Annotated in this window: 9 protein-coding genes; 2 read left to right on the top strand and 7 right to left on the bottom strand. The window is 37.9% G+C overall.

Features of this window, described 5'->3' with window-relative positions:
• Positions 1–263: 263 nt before the first annotated feature.
• Positions 264–875 carry an isoaspartyl peptidase/L-asparaginase gene (locus CYP26_RS08640; RefSeq protein WP_103631107.1) on the top strand — a complete coding sequence of 204 codons (612 nt, stop codon included), beginning with the start codon at positions 264–266 and terminating at the stop codon, positions 873–875.
• A 55-nt stretch (positions 876–930) separates the two neighbouring features.
• On the opposite strand, the gene nrfD is transcribed toward CYP26_RS08640, so the two are convergent.
• Genes nrfD through CYP26_RS08610 form a run of 6 tightly spaced genes read right to left on the bottom strand, consistent with a single transcriptional unit; the run spans position 931 to position 6966 of the window.
• Positions 931–1815 carry an NrfD/PsrC family molybdoenzyme membrane anchor subunit gene (nrfD, locus tag CYP26_RS08635; protein WP_103631106.1) on the bottom strand — a complete coding sequence of 295 codons (885 nt, stop codon included), beginning with the start codon at positions 1813–1815 and terminating at the stop codon, positions 931–933.
• 10 nt (positions 1816–1825) lie between these two features.
• Entirely contained in the window at positions 1826–2464 is a 639-nt protein-coding gene (locus tag CYP26_RS08630) for a TorD/DmsD family molecular chaperone (RefSeq protein ID WP_103631105.1), read from the bottom strand.
• A 10-nt stretch (positions 2465–2474) separates the two neighbouring features.
• Complete coding sequence (locus CYP26_RS08625; protein ID WP_012140509.1) at positions 2475–3026, bottom strand: 4Fe-4S dicluster domain-containing protein; 552 nt, start codon at positions 3024–3026, stop codon at positions 2475–2477.
• 11 nt (positions 3027–3037) lie between these two features.
• Complete coding sequence (locus CYP26_RS08620; RefSeq protein ID WP_103631104.1) at positions 3038–5329, bottom strand: molybdopterin-containing oxidoreductase family protein; 2292 nt, start codon at positions 5327–5329, stop codon at positions 3038–3040.
• A gap of 22 nt (positions 5330–5351) precedes the next feature.
• Entirely contained in the window at positions 5352–6245 is an 894-nt protein-coding gene (locus tag CYP26_RS08615; protein ID WP_103631103.1) for a hypothetical protein, read from the bottom strand.
• A gap of 10 nt (positions 6246–6255) precedes the next feature.
• On the bottom strand, positions 6256–6966 hold the full coding sequence (locus CYP26_RS08610; RefSeq protein WP_103620707.1) for a disulfide bond formation protein B: 711 nt from the start codon (positions 6964–6966) through the stop codon (positions 6256–6258).
• A 473-nt stretch (positions 6967–7439) separates the two neighbouring features.
• Between CYP26_RS08610 and CYP26_RS08605 the strand changes: the two genes are divergently transcribed.
• Entirely contained in the window at positions 7440–8588 is a 1149-nt protein-coding gene (locus CYP26_RS08605; protein ID WP_103631102.1) for a hypothetical protein, read from the top strand.
• A gap of 2 nt (positions 8589–8590) precedes the next feature.
• Here CYP26_RS08605 and CYP26_RS08600 read toward each other — a convergent pair whose 3' ends face one another.
• Complete coding sequence (locus CYP26_RS08600; RefSeq protein ID WP_103631101.1) at positions 8591–9187, bottom strand: effector protein; 597 nt, start codon at positions 9185–9187, stop codon at positions 8591–8593.
• Between the last annotated feature and the right edge of the window lie 180 nt (positions 9188–9367).

Genomic DNA, 9367 nt, shown 5'->3' with positions numbered 1-9367 from the left:
TCGTTGCGGGCTTTGTTGTTAATCTGCTTTTAATTTCAAATATTCAATTAATTAATCAAAATTTATTATTATTGTTGTTTCTTGTCTAAGTATAGAATATTAGTTTTTTTATTTTTTTAATTAGTTTAATATGTTTATTTTTATTAATGAAAAATTGCAAATTATGACGAGATGGTGTTAAGGTATGATGCTCTTGGTCTATGAGAATATAGGTTAATAGTATGAAATAGGTTTTTGCAAAAATACTTATATGATGATGTTAAATTTTTAAGTATAAAAAATGTATAGACTGCAAACTAGCCAAAGAAAACGGCCTAGAGATGGTTGATCAAAAGTACTTTTTCACGCAGTTTAGATATGACGCACTCCAAAGAGCAAAAGAGAAACAAAAGCTAATGCTTGATAGTGAAAAAACAAAGAAAACGTCGCTAAATTTATATGAGCGTCCATATCTTGGCACTGTTGGAGCCATAGCACTTGATAAAAATGGCAACCTAGCTGCAGCAACAAGCACTGGTGGCATGACAAATAAAATGACTGGCCGTATAGGCGATAGTCCGATAATTGGCTCTGGAACCTATGCAGATAATGACTCAGTGGCAGTCTCTTGCACAGGCACAGGCGATATCTACATGCGTGTAAATGCAGCTCACGAGGTCTCAGCCCTTTATAAATACAAAACTTCAGATGTGCAAAAAGCAGCCGAAGAGGCTGTAAAAGAGGTAGCAGCACTAGGCGGTAGTGGTGGTATCATCTCTATCGATAAATTTGGTAAGACTGGCTTTGCTTGGACTAAAGATAAACTTGGTATGTATCATGGTGAGGCAAGACTGGGAGCTAAACCAGTTGTTTACTGGCCACTTGGTGAGAAATGATCAAAATAGCTAGGTCGGATTATATCCGGCCTAGTTTTTAAAGGGAGAAAGTTTATTAAAATATATAAATTGCTCCAAGAACGATAAATGCTCTTAGGAAAAAACCGCTGATTAAAACACCATATTCATTATATACACAGCTTTTGATACCTTCGCTACATCCGCATACTGCTCCGTCTTTTGTTACGCCACATCTTTGTAGCATAAATTTACTGCCGCCAATTAGCGGTAGTGCAAGACCAAGCACTATAAAGCCTATCCAAAACATCGGCGCTAGAGAGCCTGATACTATTTTAGTTATGCTAGCCATACCAGCAGCTTCGTTTCTAACGCTTGCAAATAGCATCAAGAGGGCAAAAATTTCAAGTGCCACCAAAATAGTGTGAAATTTATGCGACTCGTGGCTTAAAACGCCGCCACTACTTAGCACAGATATAGCGTTTGCGCTAAGGCCTGTTGATATGGCTGAGATAGTAAATAGTATCGGTAGCCATATACTTGCCCAAAGTGGGATCGCTTTTACTACATATAAAAGTAGTCCAGTATATCCCATCACTCCAAGCGCTAGCAGTGAGCCAAAGCTAAGCATCATATCGCAAATTTTGCCACCTTTTTTAACTTGTAAAAGCACTAGTACGCTAACTATTATGAAAAATGTTAGAAGATATGTGCCGATACTCATTATAGAAACTGGTCTTGTGTAAAGACCTATGATCTTAGCTGGATTGATCGCTGCGCTTGGTGCTAGGTCAAATAGCAAAAGCGCAGTTCCAACTATGACCGCTATTGGTGCGAGCAAAAATCCAAATTTATAAAATTTCTCATCGAGCTTGCCCAAAAAGCCTTTATAGGCTAAAGCCGAGCACAAAAACGCCCCAGCACCTAAACCACCCAAAAAGAGATATATGACTATGAGCCATCCCCAAGTTGTTTGTTCCATTATCTATCCTTTAACTCTTAAAAGTTAGAAGAGCTCTTGACTGCTCTATCTCGTTTTCAAGATATAAATTTAAAAAATCAGCAAAGCTCACGTAAGCTTCTAAATTTGTAGCCTCCTTACAGCGAGAGCTAAATTTATAAAACCACTCAAACGGATGAGTGCGGATGAAGTCATATTTTTTATGTAAAATTTCATCCATTTTCTCTTTTTCGTCTGCTTGTAAGGCATTGAAACTTAGAAAGTAAAGGTACTGCAGTTCGTATCCGATGAAATCATCTGGAAATTTATCAAACTGCTCTTTGCTAAGCTTTAGACCAGAGCTCTCATAAAAGCTTCGCACCTGCATGGTCTTTTCGCCAAACATCGTTTTATAATCAAAATAAACCGACTCGTATGGCTCGGCCTTTGGGTGTCTTGGCCCTACAAAAAGCCTGTTAAATTCATATCTTAGCTCATCTAGTAAATTTAGATCATCTTTGCACTTATTTAGCCAAAGTATGAAGTCGTGATTTTTAAATTTATCACTAAAATTAAGGCTTAGGCTTATGAGCTCATCTAAATTTTGCTCTCTAAGCTCCACTAAGAAAAATCGCCTTAAAAAGTCTTCAACACTAAGGCTAACGCTAAGCTTTTCTTTGACCTTATCCATCTTTTACTCTTTAGTGTATGAATTCATTTCGCTTCATTCTTGGATAAAAGCGGATGTTTGGCTTGGTAAAGAAGTGCTTAAAGCCCGGCATCTCTTTTTGCATACCAGCGCTATCGCTGACGTTGCTATCAACTAGTTTTAGTACTCCACACGGACAGCCCGCCACACAAGCTGGCTCTTCGCCACGCTCAAGTTTTTCGGCACAGAGATTGCACTTTTGAGCCTTGCCGTCTTTGCCTTTTGTGATAGAGCCGTAAGGGCAAGCCATCAAGCAGTATCCACAGCCTATACACTTATCATGAAGTGGCTGTACGACACCATTTTCAAGCTTGATATAAGCCCCAACTGGGCAGACATCCATACAGGCTGGCTCGTCGCAGTGGTGGCAAGAGTGAGTTATAAAGATCTCTTTTTCTATACCATCTTCATGTATCATAAGGCCATCAACATGTCTCCAGTTTATATCTGGATCTTGGTTGTGATAGACTTGACATGAAATTTCGCAAGCCTTGCAACCTATACAAAAGTTATAATCAAATAAAAATCCTTGTTTTCTTTTCATCTTAGACCCCTTTACATCTCTTGTTTAGCTGCTTTTTTTACTTCACAAAAGCTAGCTGTATAGGTTGAGCCATTTCCTAGATCGCTAACGCCATCAGAGCAAAGTATATTTGCCCCAGTTCTTGATTTTGTCACTTTTACCCAGATGTTGTTCCACGCATAGACTATGCCTGGGTTCATTTGATTTGTCTCGACTGCTGTAAAGACGGCTGTTCCTTTTTCGTTTGTTGCCTCAACTGTGTCTCCGTTTTTGATACCGCGAGCCTCCATATCTTCACGTGTCATAAATAGCTCAGCATTGCCCTTAACGATAACCCTTTTTAAGATATAAGGCATATTGCCCCAGTTTGAGTTATCTTGGAGCTGAGTGCCTGGCGTCATGAAATAAAGCGGATATTTTTTGAGATACTCTTTTCCAAATTTATTGCTCTTTTCATAGTAGTCCCAGTCAGTTTCAAGGTCTATTACCGGATGATATCCTGCGTCTTTAAAGGTTTGTGAGTAAAGCTCGCATTTTCCACTCTTTGTACCAAAGACTAGTTTGTCTTTTGGTGCATAAGGATAGTATGGGAACTGATCCTTCATTGTTTCAGGCGTTCTAAATGGTTTGATCCAGCCGACTGATTTTAGTTTTTCATAGGTGATGTTTTGTTTTTTGGCAAATTCTGTATCCAAAAAGCGTCTGCAAACTGTTTCGCTATCCCAGTTAAAGCACTCTTCTGTATAGCCCATAGCTTTTGCAAGAGCGTTAAAGAACTCTAAATTTGTCTTAGCTTCGCCAAGAGGTTTTACGCTTTGAGCGTTGTAGCAGACGTATCCAGAAATTTGGTCGTTTTGGATATCCTCACTCTCCATAAATGTAACACCAGGTAGCACATAGTCAGCATAGTCGCAAGTATCGATATCATACGGATCAAGGACAACTAAGAAGAAGTCATCGTCCATTATGCGTTTTTTGATCAAATTTGTATTTGGCGCTGTTACCATTAAATTTGAGTTGTAGTTGATACAGGCGCGAATGACCGTGTTTATAGGCTTGTCAAGATATGTTGGATTTTCTTTTTGTATGCCTTTACCAAATTCTATATAGCTTACTTGCTGTCTTTCTATCTTTTTGCCATCTTTATCTTTTGGAGATAAATCTGGCATGCAGTTGTCGAAATTAAAGCAGCCTTTTACATGCACATACGCCCAAAATAGTCCGCCACCAAGCTTTGTCAAGGCGCCAGTTAAAACTGGTAAAAATGTAACCGCACGAACAAGTCTTGCTCCGTTAAAGTGTCTTTGTCCGCCGTCGCCGTGCATGATAGCTGGTGCTTTTGCATGAGCGTACTCTCTAGCAAAGACTTTGATCTGATCCACGCTTGCTCCGCACATCTCAGACAGCTCGCCATAAGTGTATAGTGAGCACTCGTGTACTAGGTCTTCAAAGCCTGTTGTGTATTTTTCTACAAATTCATGATCATATAGATCTTCTTCTATCAAAAATTTACAGACCGCTAGACAAAACGCAGGGTCGCTAGATGGTTTTAGCTGGATAAACATATCAGCTTGGTTTGCAAGAGGAATTCTTATCGTATTTATAACGATGATCTTTCCGCCTCTTTTTTTAACGCGGTGAGCAAATCTTATCCAGTGTACGGCTGTGTAAGCTTCGTTTGATCCCCAGCTAATGTACATATCACTCTCATCGATCTCAAGTGCGTCTTTTGAGAAGTCAGTACCTATAACGCTAGGAGTGCCCGCGTATCTTGGCCAGTCACAAGGGTTTCTAACAAGTCTTGTGGCTCCATATTTTTCAAAGAAATTTCCCGGTGCGATAGTTTTTGAGATATGTCCTTCGTTGCCAGAGTAGACAAACTCGGTCAAGGCTTCGCCGCCAAATTTCTCTTTTATCTCAGTTAGCTTTGCAGCTATCTCTTTTAAGGCTTGATCCCAGCTTATCTTCTCCCATTTTCCCTCGCCTTTTTTACCGACTCTTTTCATAGGGTGCATGATGCGGTCGGCATTATATAGGTGCATGGCATAGGTGTGACCTTTGACGCAGACTGTGCCTTGCGTTAGTGGGTGCTTTGGATCGCCTTTTATGCTTACCATTTTGCCGTCTTTTATCTCAGCGATCATCGAACAGGCATCACGGCAGTTTCTAGGACAGGTTAGGTAGTGGTATTCTACATTTTCCTCGTTCTTGTAGGATTTTGGGTTAAAATCCACCTCAAATTGCTCCATACCAAATAGGCTAGGAGCTGTTCCAGCTGCTGCCAGAGCTGCTCCCGTGCCTTTTAGGAAAGAACGTCTTTGCATGTTTTCTCCTTAAATTTGATAGCTATTTCATCTCAAAGATAAAAACTTTATTCTCTTTGCCTTCTCGTGAGAAGATGTAAAATTTATTATCTTTGATCGCTAATGCTCTTGGGTTATTTACCCCACTAAAACTAAATGCCTCGTCTATCTCTTTGGTGGTCAAATTTAACTTTAAAATAGTTGAGAAATTTTTGCTTAAAAGATAGAGCGCATCAGGCTCTACGTCGATGCCAGTAATATAATAGTTGTTTAAATTTCTACCCTCTTTGAGCTGTAAATTTGCTCCAGCTTTTGGTACAAATTCTTCTAAGATCATCTTATCGTCGCCGTCAAATATAGCGACACTCCAGTAGTCTCTAACGTCATTTGGCACGCTAGCTGTGAAAAATTTATTCTCACTTTCTAGGTAGTCCCAGCCTAAGATGTACTGCTGTTTTGATCTAATGGTAGAAAATCTGCCCTTATTACCAAGGTCGTTTAGCTTCCACGAGTCATATCCAGCCAATAGGTGCCTCCACTGGCTATTTTGCTCATCTTTACTAAGGTTGCTAGCTGGCTCATAGAAGACAAAAGTCTTGTTGTAACTTATCATGCCAAGCTCTTTTTTGTACCAAGTAGCTCCGACTGTTGCTTCCATTTCCATTATAAAATGGCGGTCGTGTTTGGCGTAGCTAACTGGCTTTAAATTTTCATCTGCGATGTAAAATTCATTGTCGTTTGAGACAAGAGCGAACTGCTTTTTGCCTTCATCGTAGTCAGCTCCAGTTATTGCATTATCGTTTTGCAAATTTAGAGCGAGCGTATCTTTAAGGCCTAGCTCTTTTATGTTTTGGATAGCTCCATTTTTGCTATCCATGTCAAAGCTAAAACCAAAAGTAAGGCTTGCCAATGAGATAAAAAATATTATCTTTTTCATCTTTCTCTCCTTACTTTGCTAGGTCTGGAAGCTCAGGGTTCCAGTCAAATCTAAAGTCAAGCGAGCTATCCCAGTGGTCTTTTTCCCAGAACCATTTTGAAGGATCGATGCTCATTCTAGGCGGTGTGCTAGATCCTAGATATGGCGGTGGACCAGAAGCTATAAAGGCTTGAACGCAGTTTGCAAGTATGATCACGATAAAGACTAAATTTGCAAATTTGCCAAGCGGCAAGTAGCTTAGAAAGTCGCCGTATTCGCCATTTGAGCTTTTTTGCATTATAAGGCCCAAATTTTTGCTAAACAAAAATATAAGAGCCAAAAATATGATCACACAAAAATCAACAACCATAACCCAAAACTGAGTGTGGGCACCTAAAATTTCAAGGCCAAAACCTTGTTTGATGTCAAGATAGCCGCCAAATGTTCCATCTAGGCTGTAGTGGATAAAGCCGTTAAATATGCCCCAGCAAGCCATTAGTAAAAGGGCTGCTAGATATCCAGGCTTTAGTCCGTATCTGATGATGAAAAGTGCTATTAGGCTAATAGCTATCATCGTGATCCTCTCGGCCCAGCACATTACGCAAGGGTTATCACCTAGCCCAAAGCCAAGCACCAAGCAGGCGATACCAACTGGAAGTGCCACAAGAGCGGTGATGGCTAGTGACATAAGGTTGAAAAAGCCTTGTTCGTTTGCTGGGATTTCATTTTGTTTCGTTTGCATCTTGCCCTCCTAGAAGTTGCCTATTGGCAAGACTACCCATAAATTTACGTAAAATTCTAGTGCAACTAGTATTACGCACCCCAAAGCCATACAGGACGTTGCTATTTTCTTCATTTGTGGCTTTATGTATAAGATAAGCCCACTAATCAGAAATAGCGTCAAAATTAGAAATTCCATTTTGAGCTCCCAATTTGTAAATTTTCAACTACAAGCATGCTTATCTGAGAAAAATAATATAACTATATTTATTAAATTTAGTTTAAAAAATATATTTTTATAGCTAATTTTTATTTTATATAATTGAATTTTGTAAATAAAAATATATTTATACAAAAATATTTTATATAATTAAGCTATATTTAATTAAATTAATATTAATTTTTACAAAATTATTTTTATTAGTTAGCTTGTAAATTCAAATTAGCTTAAAGAATAGTTATGTAATATTTTTGCAAAGGTAAAAAGGGGCAGTAATGGAAAATATATTTTTAGAATCATACGATGTTTTTAAGGTATGTAAATCCCCAAGCAAATTAAAAATTTATGATGAATTTTTGCAAAATAACAAAAGGTACTCTATAACGCGTTGCTACTACGTCATCGTGGTGGATAATACATTTTTAACCTACTCACATCTCATGGTCTATGAGCAGCTACTCTATCTTTTATACTCGCAAAATAAACTAAAAAATGGCGACTTTTCGCTCACGCTTAAAAAAGCAGAGCTAGCTAAGAAATTTAAAACAGATATCACCAAAAGTGCCACAGATACGATAAAGTGCTTTTACGAAATGCAAGACGTGAAAATTTCGATCTTTGTAAAAGATAAGATCGAAAAGCAGATGAATATAATCGAATTTATAGACGCAGAGCAAACCGACAAATATGGCGAGCTACAAGATGAGATAAATGTGAGGCTAAATCCAGAATTTGTAAAGCTTTACCGATGTATCTATCTTGATAAGATCGAGTACTTAAACAGCTTTGACATAGAGCAAGGTAGCTTCATAAGATACTTCATGCAGCACGAGCTAGATGGTGGCGTAAGAAGCTCGGCTATCATCGATAAAATGGGCGTTTTAAACTATCTCTCTTTTGCTTATAAAAAGCGCTTTGAGCAAGAGGTGGCAAATGTTAGCTTTTATTATAAAAATGAAAAATATGAGATAAAAGATGGCTTTGTGGTCGTCACAAACCACGAAAATAGAGTGATGGATAATCAAAATGCCTCTATTGAGCTTTTTGGTCTTATCTACGAGCAGATCACCAAAAACTGCACTAAAAATATTGTGCTAAATGACGCAAATTTGCAAAATTATTATGCTAGATTTGGTAAATTTGAGACAAATCAAACTATCTTTAAAATTTTTAGCAACATGGAGCTCATGTTAAATCACTCAATACAAAAAGAAAATGCCAAAATTTCTTTCTTCTCTCACTTTTTTGAAAGCATAGTCTGCAAAAGAGATACGGAGCTTGAAATTTTGATCGAGCTAAATCAAAAAGGCTTTGAGTATATCATCTCCAAAAGTGCAAATTTGGACTTTTATAACGTGGAGTCATCTGACTACGGACTTACTTCATATCCAGCTAGCTCTTGTGCTGTGGGTGGGAATTTCTAAATTCAGCTGATTTTAGCTTTTAGTTTGGTGATCACTTCGTCAAGCTTGCCGCTATCTTGAGCGTTTTTTAGACATTCGTTTATCTCGTTCATCTTTTTGGTAAATTCGTTTTTTATAATGCCAGCCACAAAGTCCTCGCTGTTAGTCTCGTCCAAGATAGGATACATGTCTCGCCAGATATCTTTGATCCACCAGCCACATTTTGATATGCAAGGAAACTCTTTAAGCTCGCCAAGCTTTAGGCTCATCATAACCTCATCAGAGTGCTTGATATCGTCTGTGACAAAGTCTTTATACGCGCTATCAAAGCTCGTAAACATGCGGTAGCCAAGGCTTGATACGTTGTTTTCAGAGCAAATTCTAAACTGAAAAACATTATCTTCATAGTCTAAATTCGATATGCAAATTTGATGTTTTTGGGTGAAATTTGGAAATGAGTTAAACCTTTTATCATCTATGTCAAGCTGCCACTTTGAGCCACTATTGCTTGTTAAAAACTCTTTAAAGCTTAGTTGTACAAATTCTTTATAGCTCATCTCATCAGCTGCGAAAAAGTCATAGTTACTACTGTTTTTTTCTTTAAAATCTTTAAATTTCATATCATTTCCGATCAAAAAAGTGTAACTATTTTACTACTTCTTAGGATAAAAGTTATTAAATTTTACGAAATTTGTAAGATTTTTTATCCGCGAGCTATTTTGATTTTAAAAATTTGAGTTGTGTAGCAAATGTTTTTTCAAAAAAAATCAAATTTCTTCTGGGATTATCTCTATATTTTT

This window comes from Campylobacter concisus, assembly GCF_002913225.1.
Classification (GTDB): Bacteria; Campylobacterota; Campylobacteria; order Campylobacterales; family Campylobacteraceae; genus Campylobacter_A; species Campylobacter_A concisus_J.
This window is presented reverse-complemented; position numbering and strand designations above follow the sequence as displayed.